Genomic DNA, 13353 nt, shown 5'->3' with positions numbered 1-13353 from the left:
CCCCGTGGGCTCAGGAAGAGACGTACCCCACGTGCGCGAGCGCCTGCTTGAGCAGGTGGCCCTGGCCGCCGTGCATCTCCTGCTGCACCACCGGGGAAGCCGCCTCCTGCGGCGTGAACCAGACGAAGTCCAGCGCGTCCTGCCGCGGCCGGCAGTCTCCCGCCACCGGCACGACGTACGCCAGCGACACCGCGTGCTGCCGCGGATCGTGGTACGGCGTGATTCCCTGCGTGGGGAAGTACTCGGCGATCGTGAAAGGCTGCGGCGACGACGGCACCCGGGGCAGCGCCACCGGCCCGAGGTCCTTCTCCAGATGCCGCAGCAGGGCGTCCCTGACCCGCTCGTGGTGCAGCACCCGGCCGGAGACCAGCGCCCGGCTCACCGCGCCGTCCGCGCCGATCCGCAGCAGCAGACCGACATGCGTGACCTCGCCCCGGTCGTCGACGCGGACGGGCACCGCGTCGACGTAGAGGACCGGCATCCGTGCGCGCGCCGACTCCAGCTCCTCGGGAGCCAGCCATCCGGGTGTGGTTTCGGTCAAGTCAGCCATTGGCCGATCTTACGCCGAACACTCAGCCGGTGTGGACGCCGACCTCGTAGAGCGAATACCCGTAGGACGTGCCCCGTTGTACTCCGGCGATACGGACATAGCGCGCCTCGGTGGCCTCGAACACCGCGGTGTCGAGCCCGCCGTCGCCGCCCTCCGTCGCCCACACCGTGCGCCAGGCGTCGCCGTCCGCGGAGACCTCGACGCGGTAGGACTTCGCGTACGCCCGCTCCCAGTCCAGCGTGACGCGGCCGACCGTGCGGGGCTCGCCGAGGTCGAGCCGCAGCCACTGGTCGTCGCTCCAGTCGCTGGCCCAGCGGGTAGCGCGGTCGCCGTCCACGGCGCGGCCGGGGGCGTAGCTCGTCAGCAGGCTGAACTCGGTGGAGCTGGCGGTGGCGCCGGCGCCGGCGGCGAGGTTCGCAGGCTTCTCGTGGCTCTGGGTGGCGCCCCAGGTCGTCAGGTAGGACTCGGCGCCGGCCATCAGGTCCTCGACCACGTCGCCGCCGCCGTGCAGCCGCATCTGCTCGATCCAGTCGGGGACGAGGCCCGCGTGCGCACCGCCGTCGGTGTTGAAGTCCCAGGTGCGCTCGCCGGTGACCTGCCGGTCGAGGACCGAGCCGCCGTCGGCGCTGCGGAACGGGTAGGTGACCTTGTCCGGGGCGTCGTTGCCGCGGGGCGCCGGCCAGCCGCCGACGCCGTTCATGTCGGTGCCGTAGCCGTACCCGGCGCCGTACTTGTCGCGCAGTTCCGCGCCGCGCCGGCCCTGCTCCACGAAGTCCTCGGCGGCGTTCATGTACTGCGCGGAGAAGCCGCCGAGGCGGTAGAGCCGCTCGGTCCAGTCCAGGTCCATCCAGCTGTGGCTGGAGAGGACGCCCGGGTACGACTCCGACTCCAGGATGTCCAGCGTCCGGCCGGCGGCCTTGACGCTCATGTGGTCCAGCTCCAGCATCATGTTGCGTTCCATCATCCCGCGCACCGCGTACTCGCCGAGTCCGCTCAGCCCGCGGGTGTTGCACCGGGCCTCCTGGTCGTACGACGGCACGGATGTGCCCGGGGGCAGCAGCTCGGTCATCTCGGCGGGCGCCTCGGCCAGCCCGATGGGGTTGTCCTGCTGACGGCCGGTGCACTTCTCCGTGGTCCAGAACGTGCCGGTGGACAGGAACTGCCCGATGTTGACCGCCGCGCCGATCGTGCCCGAGTCGAAGCGCACGCCGCACAGGGCGTTGTCGAACTTGTGGCACAGGAACATGCTGCGCACACCCATGCCGTACAGCTCGTCCAGCCCGCGGTCGATGTCGCCCTTGTCGCACTGCGCGATGCCCAGCACCTGCTTGCAGCCGAACGGCTCGGAGGTCTCCACGCCCAGCACCACGGCGAGCTTGCCCTCGGCGACCACGGCGCGTGCCTGCTCGGCGTCGGTGACGATACGGAACCAGCCGCGTCCGGGACCGCCGTACATGGCGTCGACGTAGTCCTGCATCTGGTAGGTCTTCTCGGCCTGCAGCCTGAGGGAGTCCATCTCGTCGCAGCCGCGGTCCTTGGCCGGGTAGAGGGAGCAGAGCAGGCCGTTGGTGACCAGGTCCTGCACCAGGACCCGCTGCCCGCCGCGCCAGGCGCGCTCCAGCCAGGCGTAGTAGTTCTGCTGGTGGCTGAGCGAGTCGTGGGCCGGCCAGTGCCCGAACGTCGGCCAGCCGACCGGGTCGTGGTGGCCGTCGGCGCCGCCGGTGACGTTCTCGAAGAGGGCGAGCGCGCCGTCGGGGTAGTGCTCGGGGCAGTCCTTGAGCGCCTCGGCGACGCCCTGCGGGGAGAACGGCTCGCCGCAGATGATCCGGCCGCCGAAGCCCTCGTTGGACATCACGTGGTTGTGCGCGTCCACGAAGCCGCGCACGTCGCCGTCGGCGCCGGTGCCGCGGAACGGCTCCCCGGTGACGTTCACCCCGGAGTCCGGGGCGGGCCGCGCGACGGGATCCCACCAGTCGTTCGCCGCGGCGGCGGTGCCCGGCCCGGTGCCGAGCGCCGTCAGGGCGGCGAAGAGGACCGTGACGAGGGTGATCATGCCGGCCTTGCGCAGGTGCGGTCGTCGGGTCATGGGGTCCCGCCTCCGGTGGCGCGAAAGGTGAGGAACTTTTCTACGACTGAGTAACCAGAGGATCGCGGCGGATGGAGACCCCGTCAAGACACGGGGGAGCGCTTTCCCGCCGCGTACGCGCTCCGGCGCGCCCGGGGTGGAGCCGCGCCGCCGCGGGCTGGGGAGGTGGGCCCCGGGTGCCGCGGCGGCGCGGGCCGGTATGCGGCCGGGCCGCGGATCGCGGTCGGCCCGCCAGAGCGCGGGCACGTTCGGTCCCCGTCCTCCGGCGCCGTACGGGCTGTCCCGGACAGCCGGTCCGCGCGGATCGGCAGGACATGCTCGACAGCGGTCCGGACCCGAGAGGGCCCGGGGTCGCCGCAGGACCGCAAGCCGACCGCACGGACCTGGAGCTGCGGCATCGGACGACCATCGCGCTCCCGGCTCGGCGGCACCCGCGGTCCGTCGCCCGGCGGCCTCGTCGGCCGGATCTCCACCGCGTACCCCGGCGCCGTCAGTGGGTGACTCCGGCGGTGTGCCCCCGGCGGTGCCGCGGGTCCTCGGCCGGTCACGGGCGGTACGAACTCGTCCGCCGGACCCGGCCGTTGGCCCCGATCCGGGCTTCCGGGTCCCGTGTGTACGCCGCCAGGGAAGCCTCTACGATGGGGCGCCGAACCGCGGGGGACACGGGCGGCAGAGGGCCGGGGGGATACAGCATGGCTGACGAGTACGGGCAGAACGGGCAGTCGGGCGGCTTCGGGCCACCGCCGCAGAACGGCCCCGGCGTGCCGCCCGGCACGCCGGCACCGCCGCCGGGGCCCCCGCCGGCGGGACCGCCGCCGGTTCCGCCGCAGCAGCAGGCCGGCGGACCCTACGGGCCGCCGCAGCAGCACCTGCCGAAGCCCGTGCACGGGATGCCGCAGCCGGGACCGGCCGCCCCGGCGCCGCACGCGTACCCGCCGCCGCCCCCGCCCGGGGCCGGCGGCGGCAAGACCGTCGCCATCCTGCTCTCCGTGCTCGTCGTCCTCGCCGTGCTCGGCGGCGGCGTCGCGGTCGTCCTCCTCTCCGACGAGGGCGGCAGCAGCAGCGGTGGCAGCGCACAGGACGAACTGCCCGGGAACACGCTGGAACAGCGGTGGTCGACCAGGCTGGGGGGAACCCACGTCGCCAGCGGCGACTCCAGCAGTCTGCCCGGCATGTGGCCGGCCGGTGACCACGTCGTCTACGGGGACAAGGACGGCGGCATGCGCGCCTACGACCTCCGCTCCGGCAAGGAGAAGTGGAAGGTGAAGCCGCCGAAGCACGCCGGCGAGCTGTGCGCCATGTCCCGCTCCATCAGCCCCGGCGGCATCGGCGCCGTCGCCTTCGACGCCGGTGGCGACGACTGCGCGTTCCTCGCCGCCATCGAGGTCGACACCGGCACCGTGCTGTGGTCTCAGAACCTCGCCGACGAGTACGGCACCACCAACCCCGTGCTGAGGGTCAACGACTCCACCATCAGCACCAACATCGGCACCTACGTCAACAACTGGAACGCGAAGGGCGGCGGCCCGGGGCTGGACTTCACCTCACGCGGCCGGGAATGCGACTCCTCCCTCGTCCTGGGCGACGAGTTCGCCGTCGGCAGCAGTGAGTGCACCGACGTTTCCCCGCGCAACCAGCTCACCGTTCTCGACACCCGAGGTGGAGACGATCCGTGGCGGTTCCCCGGAGTCGAGCTCGACGCCGTGCGCATCCTGGGCGAGCACCCGCTGACCGTGCTGCTCCAGGACGACGACGAGAACAGGTTCGTGCAGTCCTTCACCGACGACGGCAAGAAGGGCGAGCTCGTCCCGCTCACCGGTGACCTCGCGGAGCTGCAGTTCCAGGAGCACACCACCTTCGTCACCGAGGACGGGGTACTCGTCGCCGAGTACCGGGACAACGCCCACTTCGCCGCCGTGGACCTGAAGTCCGGCGAGCTGCTGTGGAAGACGCCGAAGAAAACCTTGCTCCAGATGATCGGCTACGACGACACCGACGGCCGCCTGATCGCCGCTGTGAAGCCCGAGGAGGGCTTCCACCTGGACCTGACCGAGTACGACGTGCGCAGCGGCGAGACCGAGGTCGTCGGCGCGCTGGCGGCCAAGGACCAGTTGATGGGCTCGCCGTCCACGGTCACGTACGCCTGGGACGGCAGCAACGTCTTCGTCGTCGCGGAGGACGCCGAGGGCGAGGCGGTGCTGCGCGCCTTCCGCGGCACCGCCTGACCCCGCGGGCCCGGCCTTCGGCTACGGCGTGCCCGCCGTGACCCCGGCGGCGGAGGCGTAGCTCCCGCCGCCGGCCGTGTGCGCCTGACGGCGTACGTACGGGCGTCGGCGGCGGTGAGCCGGGTGACGAAGTCGTCGAGGTCGGCCCTCTGGGCGGCGTCGGCGGGACGTACCGCGTGCTGCAGGTTCGCCCGGACGACCGGCACCTCCCCGGCGGCAGCAGCCTCGCGCCCCGCGGTGTCCGCCTGGGCTGCCGGCGGGCCGGGAAACGCGGAGCCCCGGAGAGCGTCCCGGCTTGGGCCGGCCGGGACGCCCTCCGGGGCGGGAGGGATGGTGCGTGGTGCGGTCAGTGCTCGGAGTCTCCGGAAACGTTCTCCGGCGGGTTGGCACCCGGGTACCACTCGGCCGCCGCCTTGCCGTTGAGGTCCCAGACGACCTCGCCGGCGCGGACGGTGGTCTCGGCGACCAGCTTCTCCTTGCCGTCGATCCGCCAGCCGAAGCTGTCGGTGTAGCCGAACTTGCCGCGCTCCAGGGTGAAGACCGAGATGTCCGCGGGCGCCCCGACCGACAGGTTGCCGAGGTCGGGCCGCTGGATGGTCTGGGCCGGGGTCCAGGTGGACGCCTCGACGACGTCCTCCAGCGGCATGCCGAGCGTCAGGAACTTCGACATGACGTTGGACAGGTCCTTCATGCCGCTGTTCATGCTGGAGATGTGCAGGTCGGTGGAGATGACGTCGGGCGTGAAGCCCTCCTTCATCCCCGGAACGGCCACGTCCCAGGAGAAGCTGCCGCCGCCGTGGCCGACCTCGAAGAGGACGCCGCGGTCACGGCCCTGCTGCATAGCCGGGTTGAGCTTGCCGTCCGCGCCCAGCTCACCGCGGAGCCCGGAGAACATGTGCGAGTAGACGTCGCCGGGGCGCAGCTTCTCGGTGAGCAACTGCGACAGCGGACGCTCCGGGGTGTTCGCGCCGAAGTCGACCATGACCGGCAGGCCGGCTTCCTCGGCCGCCGCGACGGAGTTCTCCACCGGGTCCCACTCGGGGCCGTTGAAGTGCGCTGTCTTGATGCCGACGATGGTCTCCGGGTTGGCCTTGGCCACCTCGGCCGCGGGCCCGGGCTTCATGTCCGCGAGGTCCTGCTCGTACGGGTGGCCGGCCATGCCCTTGCCGACGATGTTGAGGAACGACAGCACCCTTGTCTGGGACTTGTCGATGACCTCCGTCTTGAACTGGTCGAAGTTGCTCGCGCCCGAGGAGCCGGTGTCCACCGCCGTGGTGACGCCCGCCCGGAGCGTGAAGCCGTCGGGCGCCACGCCGTGCCAGCCGTTGGCGTAGTCCTGCTTCGGCCCCGGGAACATGTGCGCGTGCATGTCGATCAGACCGGGTGTGACGTAGTTGCCGCGGGCGTCGACGGTCTTCTCCGCCCCCGAGGCGTCGATGCTCCGCGCCACCTCGGCGATCTTGCCGTCCTTGACGGCGATGTCACGGACGCCGTCGATGTCGTTCTTCGGGTCGATGACGTGGCCCCGCCGGATGACGAGGTCGTACGCGGCGCCCTTGTCGTCCTTCCCCTCGGCCTTGGCGTCCGAGGGCGCCGTGGCGCCGACGGTGGAGGCGCCCAGGACGAGGGTCAGCGCCGCGGGGAGTACAGTCCAGGAAATTCGCGATCTCACGTGCATGCCGGCTCGATTCCCCATCTCTGTGTCAGGTGGTGGCGTGCGCTACGGATCGTCAGATGACGGCGATGCAGTCGATCTCGACCAGGGAGTCGCCGGGGATGCCGGCGGCGGCGGCGATGGTGGTGCGGACGCCCGGCTCCTTGCCCCAGCGGCCGAGGAAGACCTCGTTCATCCCGTCGTAGTCGTCGAGGGTGTTGAGGTAGACGTTGACCTTGAGGACCTTCTCCATGGAGGAGCCGACCGACTCCAGGTAGCGCTCGACCTCGTTGAGCACGTGGTCGGTGTGGGAGCGGATGTCGCCCTCGAAGTGCGCGCCGATACCCGAGATGAAGACCATGTTGCCGTAGGTCACGATCGGGCTGAACAGCGGGTTCTCCGGCGGCTCGCCGCCGTCGGGGTAGTGGACCTCCTTGCGCGGTGGCCGACCGTGGCCCTTGCGCTGCTCGCCGTCGCTGGCCACTGCCTGGCCGCCCGCGACCACCGGCACGGCGGCCACCGCGGCCACCGGGGCCGCTTTGCGGATGAAGTCCCTGCGGTTGGAGGACATGCGTTTACTCCTCGATGAATGTTCGGTGCATGACATGTGGAGGTGGGCCGCGCGCGCCGGCCGCGGCTGGCGGGCCGGCGCGCGCCGGCCGTCAGGACCGGGTCGCGGTCCAGGAGCCCTTCAGGTACTCGCCCATGTCGAGTTCGCCGCTGATCTTGTCGCCGTCGACGGTGCCGGTGAAGGTGTAGCTCAGCGAGTCGCCGTGCTCCTCGCCGTAGCTGCTGCGCACCGTGACCTGGTCGGCGCTGACGCTGCCGGAGGCCGGGCGGCTGACGAACTCACCGGTGTGCGTGCCGGTGACCTTCGCGCCGTCCTGGGCCAGTTCGAGCTTGTGCGCGCTCGACGTGCCCGCGGCGTACGTGATCTCCACGGACCAGGTGCCGGCCACGTCCACGGTGGGCGGCCTGGGCGACTCCGGCGCGGGCGGCGGGTCCTTGAGCATCCGGACGAGTTCGTCGGCGATGGTGCGCCAGTCCTTGGGCTCCATCATGTACGGCGTGATGGAGACACCGGTCTGGTCCGGGTCGGAGCCGCCGGCGGCGTTGAGCGCGATGCGCGGCTCGCCGTCCCACATCGCGTTCATGATGGTGGTGCCGGTGACCTCCATGCGCTTCGCGCTCCACAGGATGCGCAGCGAAGGCGTCTTGTTCGACAGCCCCTCGGGCTGGGTGATCTCGGTGGTCACCCCGCTCACCGACGACACGCGGCGGGAGATCTGCTTGAGCCAGCTCGTCCACTCGGCGTACTCGGCGTCGTGGTCGCGCTGGACCCACATCTCGACGGCCGCGAGCATGCCCATGGCCTCTTCCTTGCCGACCTTGAAACCGCGCGCGTAGCCGTGGTGCGGGGCGCTGTGCACCCACGCGGCCCGTACGAGGTCCTCACGGCCCAGGATGAGACCGGCCGACTGCGGGCCGCGCATGCACTTGCCGCCGCTGTAGCCGACGAGGTCGGCGCCGCGCTCGATGTGCACATTGGGGATGGTGAGGATCTCCGCGGCCGCGTCGACCAGCAGCGGGACCCCGGCGGGCTTGGTCACCGACGCGATCGTCTCGGTGTCCAGCTCGCTGTCGTCCACGCGCGGACCGGCCATGACGTAGACCAGCGCGGTCTGCGGGCCGATGGCGGCCTCCAGTTCCTCCTTCGTCTCGACCTGGACGACCTTGAGGCCCACCGCGCTGATCGCGGCCTCGTAGACGTTCCGCGAGTGCCGCGGGATGATCGCCTCGGTCTTCTGAAACCCGGTCAGGTCCGGGATGTTGACGTGCAGATCCGGGTTGCCGCCGGCGGTACAGGCCGCCGCCGCGTGCGTCAGACCCGCCGAACATCCGGCACTGACCAGCCCGAACTCCGTCTGGGTGAGCTCGCCGATACGGCGGCCGACGGCGTCGGCCAACTCGTCGAGCTGTACGTACTGCTGCGCCGCCGCGTCGATCGCGGCGCGCACCTCGGGCAGCATCAGCGAACCGCTGAGCACGGTGTACGTTCCCCGTGCGTTGATCAGCGGGCGGACCCCGATGCGGCCGTAGACGTCCTTGGGACGGCTCTGGCCCGGGTTCGCCGCGGACGGTGCCCCGGGCGTGGCGGCCAACGCCTCACCCGCCAGCAGCGGACCCAGCGCAAGTGCTCCCCCGGCCGCCGCCCCTCTTCCGAGCATGGTGCGACGAGAAAGTGCCTCAGCAGGCATACCGGCCCCCTGTCACCTCGTAAGTTGTGGTGCCGTAGACGTTAGAAAGATCGTGAGTCGGCGTTAAGGCCCTCTTTCCGATGCGGCTATTCGGAACCCGGATCCTCCCCAGTCAGCCCCCGCCTCGGTGGCCGGGCCGGCGGACGGCCCCGCGCGTTGCCGGCCCGGGGAGATCGCGCCGCCGGCGCCGCCGCGGCGAGACGCAGATCACAGGTATCCGGCCATTGACGGCCGGGCGGCGCGCTAGCACCATACGTAAACGTTTCCAGCGGCTGTAAACCTTTACAGGAACGCCTCTTCGGGCCGGCCGCGTACGCAACGCAAAGGGGCGAGTGCGATGTCCACCGGGGGGCCACCCACGATCGTCTCGATCGCCGAACGCGCCGGGGTGTCCATCGCCTCCGTCTCCCGCGTCCTCAACGGACTGGGTGCCCGCCCGGAGACCGTGGACCGGGTCCGCCGCGCCGCCAGCGAACTGGGCTACGTGCCCAACGCCGTGGCCCGCTCCCTGAAGGACGGCCACACCCGCCAGTTGACCTTCGCCGTCCCGGACATCGGCAACCCCGTCTACGTCGCCATGGTCCGCGAGATCCAGGCCGTCGCGAAGGCCGTCGGCTACCGCCTGCTGCTGCACTCCACCGACGCCGACGTCGCCGACGAACTCGGGGTCGTACGCAGCCTCGCCGACCGCACCAGCGACGGCCTCGTCCTGGTGCCCATCCGCATCACCCCCGAGCACATCGAGGCGCTGACCGCCGCCCCCGGGCCCGTCGTCGTCATCGGCTCCCTGCCCGACGACGTCCCCGTCGACGCCGTGCAGGCCGACTCCGTCACCGGCGCCGAACTGGCCGTACGCCACCTCGTCGGGACCGGCCGCCGCCGCATCGCCTTCGTCAACGGGCCCGTCGACACCGTGCCCGGCGGCAACCGGGGCCGCGGCTACCGCGCCGCGCTCGCCGCCTGCGGCGTCCCCTACGACCCGGACCTGGTCACCGCCACCGACTTCGGCGTCGGCGCGGGCGCGCGCGCCACCGCCCGGCTGCTGGAGGCCCACCCCGAGCTGGACGCCGTGTTCTGCGCCAACGACCAGCTCGCCCTCGGTGCCGTCCAGGCACTGCACGCCCGGGGCCGGCGCATACCCGAGGACACCGCCGTCGCCGGTATGGACGACAGCGATCTGGCCGTCGCCGCCTGGCCGCCGCTGACCAGCGTCGACCTCGGCGCCGGCGAACGCGGCCGGCGCGCCGCCCGGATGCTCCTCGAACGGCTCGGACCGGGCGCCGGCGACACGGTCCCCGCCCGCCGCACGACCGCCGCGCCGCGGCTCGTCGTGCGCGGATCCACCTCCCCGGGCGCCGCGCCCGCGGGCTCCGACGAGCAGGAAGGCGCGAAGTCCGCATGAGCGTTGCCGCACCACCCCCACCGAAGGCCGCCGGCCGCGGGACCCCGCCACCGCGCACGCCGCGCGCCCGCAAGGCCGCGCTCGGCCTCGACGGCGGCGCATGGTTCCTGCTGCTGCCCGCGCTCATACCCATCGTGGTGCTGAGCGTCGGCCCGCTGCTGTACGGCGCGTCGCTGGCGTTCACCGACGCGCAGGCCGGCCGCACCGAACCCACCGAGTTCGTCGGCCTGGCGAACCTCGCCGACCTGCGGCACGACACCCTGTTCTGGGACTCGTTCCGCATCGGGCTCATCTGGGCGGTCTGCGTGACCGCCCTGCAGTTCGTCCTCGCGCTGGGCCTGGCCCTGCTGCTCAACCAGGACCTGCGCTTCCGCTGGTTCGCGCGCACCCTCGCGCTCGTCCCCTGGGCGATGCCCGAGGTCGTCGTCGGCATCATGTGGCGGCTGGTCTACCACCAGGACGCCGGCATCCTCAACGAGACGCTGAGCCGGCTCCACCTCATCGACGGGAACGTCGACTGGCTCACCAGCCTGTCCCTGGCCCTGCCCGCGGTCATCGCCGTGGGCGTGTGGGCCGGCATGCCGCAGACCACGGTCGTGCTGCTCGCCGGGCTGCAGAACGTGCCGTACGAGCTGAAGGAGGCGGCGGCCCTCGACGGCGCCGGTGTCTGGCGCCGCTTCACGGCCGTGACCTGGCCCGCGATCAAACCGGTGGTCATCGCGATCACCGCGCTCAACTTCATCTGGAACTTCAACTCGTTCAGCCTGGTCTTCGTGCTCACCCAGGGCGGTCCGGGCGGCGAGACCCGGCTGCCGATGCTCTTCGCCTACGAGGAGGCTTTCGCCTACGGCCAGTACGGCTACGCCGCCGCCATGGGGCTGGCGATGATCGCGGTCATCGCGGTGTTCCTCACCCTGTTCCTGCGCAAGCGACTGAAGGAGGAGGCAAGCTGATGAGCAGCCTCACGAGCCTGCGCACCAAGCGCGCCGCCGGCCGCACCGGGCAGTATCTCGCCCTGCTGGCCTACCTGGTCTTCCTTGCCTTCCCGCTGGTCTGGCTGATCTCCACGGCCTTCAAGTCGCCGCAGGAGCTGGGGAAGATCGACCCCACCTGGATCCCCCAGGACCCCACCCTGGAGAACTTCCGCGCCGCCTTCGACGCCCAGCCGCTGCTGCGGTCCGCCGCCAACAGCCTCCTCGTCGCAGGCAGTGCCGCCCTCATCGCGGTCGCCGTCGCCGTGCCCGCCGCGTACGCGATGGTCCGCCACCGCTCGAAGGTCACCACGGCGGCCACCGGCTGGATCCTGGTCAGCCAGATGTTCCCGTTCGTGCTCATCATCATCCCGCTGTTCATGCTCCTCAAGGAAGCGCGGATGATCGACTCGCTGGCCGGGCTGATCCTCGTCTACGTCGTGTGGAACCTGCCCTTCTCGCTCTGGATGCTCCAGGGCTACGTCAAGGCGGTGCCCGTCTCCCTGGAGGAGGCCGCGGCCGTGGACGGCGCGAGCCGGCTGCGCACCATCGTGAGCGTGGTTCTCCCGCTGCTCACCCCCGGCCTGGTGGCGACGCTGATGTTCTCCTTCGTCACCGCCTGGAACGAGTTCTTCTTCGCCCTCGTGCTGCTCAAGTCCCCGGAGAATCAGACGATGTCGGTCATCCTCACCCAGTTCCTGGGGGCCGAGGGCGTCGTGGACCTCGGCCCGCTCGCCGCCGCCGCGACCCTCGCCACCGTTCCCAGCCTGCTGTTCTTCGCGCTGCTGCAGCGCCGCCTGGTCAGCGGGATGCTCGCCGGGGCGGTGAAGGGATGAGGCGCGTACGACGCATCCGCCACGCCGCCACCGCGGCCGGCGCCGCCGCCCTGAGCCTGGTGCTGCTCGCCGGCTGCAGCGGCGACGGCGGCTCCGGCGACGGCACCGTGACCCTCGACTACCTCAGCCTCGCCTGGCAGGAGGAGTCCGTAGCGGCCAACAAGCGTCTCGTCGAGGAGTGGAACGAGGCGCACCCCGAGGTTCAGGTCCGCTATGTGCAGGGAATCTGGGACACCGTGCACGACCAGTTGCTGACCTCCTTCGAGGGCGGCGAGGCGCCCGACATCATCCACGACGCCGCCGACGACCTCACCGACTTCGCCTACGGCGGCTACCTGGCCGACCTCACCGACCTGCTGCCCGCGTCACTGCGCTCCGACATCCCGGAGCAGTCGTGGCGGACCACGACCATGAACGGCGGCATCTACGGCGTCCCGTTCCTCCAGGAGCCGCGGATGATGTTCGCCAACACCGCCCTGCTCCGCGAATCCGGGGTCCGGGTGCCGACGGCGGCCGACCCGTGGACCTGGCGGGAGTTCGAGGACGTGGCCGGGAAGCTGACCGCCGACACCGACGGCGACGGCGAGACCGACCGGTACGGCGTTGCCTGGGGCATGAAGGAGCCCGTCAGCCAGTCGGTGAACCTCTCGCTGTCCACCGGCGGCGGGCTGTTCTCCCGCGAGCAGACCGACGACGGCCCGAAGAACCGCGTCCGCTACGGGCCGAAGGACTCCGCCGTCGCCGAGACCATCGACCGCCAGGTCAACGAGGACCACACCGCCCCCCGCAGCAGCCTCGGCATGTCCGGCTCCGACACCCTGCCCGGCTTCTTCGCCGGGCGGTACGCGATGGTGCCGCTGAACTTCTCGTACCGCCAGCTCGTCACCCAGCAGGCGCCGGACGACTTCGGCTGGTCGGTGCTGCCGATGCCCGCCGGCGACGGCCCGGCGGACGGGCTCGCGCAGGGCGTCAGCCCGCAGACGCTCTCGGTGGCGGAGGACAGCGACCACCGGCAGGCGGCGGCCGACTTCATCGCCTTCATGACCCGCCCGGAGCACATGGCCGAGCTGGCCGCGGGCGACTGGATGCTGCCCACCGGCGCGGAGGCGCTCAAGGATCCGGCGCTGAACACCGACACATACGGATGGCGTACGGGTGTGGAGGTGGCCCGCTCGCTGCGGCCCGCGCCGGTGCTCGGGGTGAGGGGGTACCGCGAGTGGTCGGACAAGATCGCCACCCCGGCGTTCCAGCGGTACTTCAACGGCGACACCGACCTGGACGAGCTGCGCGCATCGCTGGTCGACGACGGCAACCGCGTACTCGACCGCTACCAGAGATGACGGCACGAGCGGACGCACGACGCACACCGCA

The 13353-nt window shown here is 71.5% G+C and carries 10 protein-coding genes; 5 read left to right on the top strand and 5 right to left on the bottom strand.

From position 1 onward, the window contains the following. Positions 1 to 10: 10 nt before the first annotated feature. Together I003_RS0106620 and I003_RS0106615 are read right to left on the bottom strand one after the other, a co-directional pair. Positions 11 to 550, bottom strand: a complete 540-nt coding sequence (locus I003_RS0106620) for an NUDIX hydrolase family protein (RefSeq protein WP_199784242.1) — start codon at positions 548 to 550, stop codon at positions 11 to 13. A gap of 22 nt (positions 551 to 572) precedes the next feature. Further along, positions 573 to 2636, bottom strand: a complete 2064-nt coding sequence (locus I003_RS0106615) for a discoidin domain-containing protein (RefSeq protein WP_027770794.1) — start codon at positions 2634 to 2636, stop codon at positions 573 to 575. Between the two features lie 692 nt (positions 2637 to 3328). Here I003_RS0106615 and I003_RS0106610 point away from each other — a divergent pair. Then, a complete protein-coding gene (locus tag I003_RS0106610) occupies positions 3329 to 4861 on the top strand; it encodes an outer membrane protein assembly factor BamB family protein (RefSeq protein WP_486584117.1) in 1533 nt (510 codons plus the stop codon). 346 nt (positions 4862 to 5207) lie between these two features. On the opposite strand, the gene I003_RS0106605 is transcribed toward I003_RS0106610, so the two are convergent. From I003_RS0106605 to I003_RS0106595, 3 genes are all read right to left on the bottom strand, one after another. Then, a complete protein-coding gene (locus I003_RS0106605; RefSeq protein WP_027770792.1) occupies positions 5208 to 6539 on the bottom strand; it encodes an amidohydrolase/deacetylase family metallohydrolase in 1332 nt (443 codons plus the stop codon). A gap of 52 nt (positions 6540 to 6591) precedes the next feature. Further along, positions 6592 to 7086 (bottom strand): RidA family protein, encoded by a 495-nt coding sequence (locus tag I003_RS0106600; protein WP_027770791.1) that lies wholly within the window; start codon positions 7084 to 7086, stop codon positions 6592 to 6594. Positions 7087 to 7177: 91 nt separating this feature from the next. Further along, entirely contained in the window at positions 7178 to 8743 is a 1566-nt protein-coding gene (locus I003_RS0106595; protein WP_027770790.1) for an aminotransferase class V-fold PLP-dependent enzyme, read from the bottom strand. A 367-nt stretch (positions 8744 to 9110) separates the two neighbouring features. Between I003_RS0106595 and I003_RS0106590 the strand changes: the two genes are divergently transcribed. From I003_RS0106590 to I003_RS0106575, 4 genes are read left to right on the top strand one after another with little or no spacing between them, the layout of a single operon-like run. Further along, a complete protein-coding gene (locus tag I003_RS0106590; protein ID WP_027770789.1) occupies positions 9111 to 10175 on the top strand; it encodes a LacI family DNA-binding transcriptional regulator in 1065 nt (354 codons plus the stop codon). Next, on the top strand, positions 10172 to 11128 hold the full coding sequence (locus I003_RS0106585) for a carbohydrate ABC transporter permease (protein WP_027770788.1): 957 nt from the start codon (positions 10172 to 10174) through the stop codon (positions 11126 to 11128). The genes I003_RS0106590 and I003_RS0106585 overlap by 4 nt, the downstream gene beginning before the upstream one ends. After that, positions 11128 to 11982 carry a carbohydrate ABC transporter permease gene (locus I003_RS0106580; protein ID WP_027770787.1) on the top strand — a complete coding sequence of 285 codons (855 nt, stop codon included), beginning with the start codon at positions 11128 to 11130 and terminating at the stop codon, positions 11980 to 11982. The genes I003_RS0106585 and I003_RS0106580 overlap by 1 nt, the downstream gene beginning before the upstream one ends. Beyond that, complete coding sequence (locus I003_RS0106575) at positions 11979 to 13322, top strand: ABC transporter substrate-binding protein (RefSeq protein ID WP_037720254.1); 1344 nt, start codon at positions 11979 to 11981, stop codon at positions 13320 to 13322. Before I003_RS0106580 ends, I003_RS0106575 begins: the two co-directional genes overlap by 4 nt. The last annotated feature ends 31 nt before the right edge of the window (positions 13323 to 13353 follow it).

The organism is Streptomyces sp. CNQ329 (assembly GCF_000482585.1).
The sequence above is the reverse complement of the archived record's forward strand: the minus strand, read 5'-3'. Positions and strand labels throughout refer to the sequence as shown.

What these genes read in the sequence shown, in the direction of transcription:
- I003_RS0106620 (WP_199784242.1), bottom strand. Translation starts at nt 550, where the DNA reads ATGGCTGACTTGACCGAAACCACACCCGGATGGCTGGCTCCCGAGGAG.
- I003_RS0106615 (WP_027770794.1), bottom strand. Translation starts at nt 2,636, where the DNA reads ATGACCCGACGACCGCACCTGCGCAAGGCCGGCATGATCACCCTCGTC.
- I003_RS0106610 (WP_486584117.1), top strand. Translation starts at nt 3,329, where the DNA reads ATGGCTGACGAGTACGGGCAGAACGGGCAGTCGGGCGGCTTCGGGCCA.
- I003_RS0106605 (WP_027770792.1), bottom strand. Translation starts at nt 6,539, where the DNA reads ATGCACGTGAGATCGCGAATTTCCTGGACTGTACTCCCCGCGGCGCTG.
- I003_RS0106600 (WP_027770791.1), bottom strand. Translation starts at nt 7,086, where the DNA reads ATGTCCTCCAACCGCAGGGACTTCATCCGCAAAGCGGCCCCGGTGGCC.
- I003_RS0106595 (WP_027770790.1), bottom strand. Translation starts at nt 8,743, where the DNA reads ATGCTCGGAAGAGGGGCGGCGGCCGGGGGAGCACTTGCGCTGGGTCCG.
- I003_RS0106590 (WP_027770789.1), top strand. Translation starts at nt 9,111, where the DNA reads ATGTCCACCGGGGGGCCACCCACGATCGTCTCGATCGCCGAACGCGCC.
- I003_RS0106585 (WP_027770788.1), top strand. Translation starts at nt 10,172, where the DNA reads ATGAGCGTTGCCGCACCACCCCCACCGAAGGCCGCCGGCCGCGGGACC.
- I003_RS0106580 (WP_027770787.1), top strand. Translation starts at nt 11,128, where the DNA reads ATGAGCAGCCTCACGAGCCTGCGCACCAAGCGCGCCGCCGGCCGCACC.
- I003_RS0106575 (WP_037720254.1), top strand. Translation starts at nt 11,979, where the DNA reads ATGAGGCGCGTACGACGCATCCGCCACGCCGCCACCGCGGCCGGCGCC.